The following is a 1219-nucleotide window of genomic DNA, read 5'->3' on the forward strand; positions in this document are numbered from 1 at the left end:
CTCAAGATCCTTTCTTCGTAAATCTAGAAATGGTCGAACGAGATGACCTAGTCCCATAGGCCGACTGTGAGGAATAGCAGCCAACAAACTCGAGTCAGTCTCTCTTATAAGTCGCATAAGAACCGTCTCGATTTGATCATCAAGATGATGCGCCAACAACAAAATATCATCGGTGCCGACATGTCGTTTGAACACCGCATATCGCGCTTCACGCGCCGCTTGCTCGAGACTTTTACCTTTCAGATCAAGTTGAACACGCTCAACAATGCATGGTATTTGATATTCGGCACAAACAGCTTGGCAATGCTCCGCCCACGCATCAGCGTGAGAACTTAATCCATGGTGAACATGGATAGCGCAGAATGATTGAGTTGGTTTTAGTGTTTGGAGTGAGCGAACCGCGGAGAGAAGCAAAGCAGTGGAATCAAGCCCACTGCTATATGCGATATAAATAGTCTTGGCATCAGGAAAAGAAGCAAGAGCTTGTTGAAGCTTAGCCTCGATCATACGCTGTTAAACGCTGATATCGCTAAGTTATTGTTACTCTCTCGCAATACAAAAGCTTCAAATATTTAAAATTCCGACTACTGTTACCCGACACATGTTCTCTCGGGAGATGGTTTATGCCTTCTACATGGATCGTGCTATTGCTGTTCACGTCTTTCTTTGCTCATGGCTCAAACTTTGTGCATCTCAACGGTTCTGGCGCAAGCTTTCCTGAGCCTATCTATCAAAAATGGTTTAAAGATTTCAGTTATCGCGATAACGATGCGCGGATCAATTACGAGGCTGTCGGGTCTGGTGATGGAATATCTCAATTCATCAACGGGGATGTTGATTTCGCGGTCAGTGACTTAGCGATGAGTGACGAGCAGTTGAGTTACTTGGAGCAGGGCGCACTGATGGTGCCTTTGATTGCTGGACAAGTTTCTTTAATGTATAGCTTGCCCTCCGTTTCAGATTTAAAACTCTCACGAGACGTGTATTCACGTATTTTTCTCGGCGAGATTCAATATTGGGATCACCCAGATATTCAGACAAGCAATCCAGGTATTCAATTGCCAGCAACGCCCATTAGCGTAGTCGTGCGATCTGATGCATCCGGCTCTAGCTTTTTGTTTAGCAATCATCTGGCTTTAGTTAGCGAGAGTTTTCGAAATAACGTAGGAGCATCAAAGTTACCAGAGTGGAGTGACCAGCCTTATTTCTTATCAGCTTT

General features: G+C 44.7%; 2 protein-coding genes. One reads left to right on the forward strand and one right to left on the reverse strand.

Features of this window, described 5'->3' with window-relative positions; all coding sequences use genetic code 11:
• A partial coding sequence (tilS, locus tag A3738_RS20160; protein ID WP_068763806.1) for a tRNA lysidine(34) synthetase TilS occupies positions 1–507 on the reverse strand: 507 nt, incomplete at its 3' end.
• A gap of 116 nt (positions 508–623) precedes the next feature.
• Between tilS and A3738_RS20165 the strand changes: the two genes are divergently transcribed.
• Positions 624–1219: phosphate ABC transporter substrate-binding protein PstS (locus A3738_RS20165; RefSeq protein ID WP_156504361.1), on the forward strand; the 596-nt coding region annotated here is incomplete at its 3' end.

Source organism: Oleiphilus sp. HI0066 (assembly GCF_001635725.1).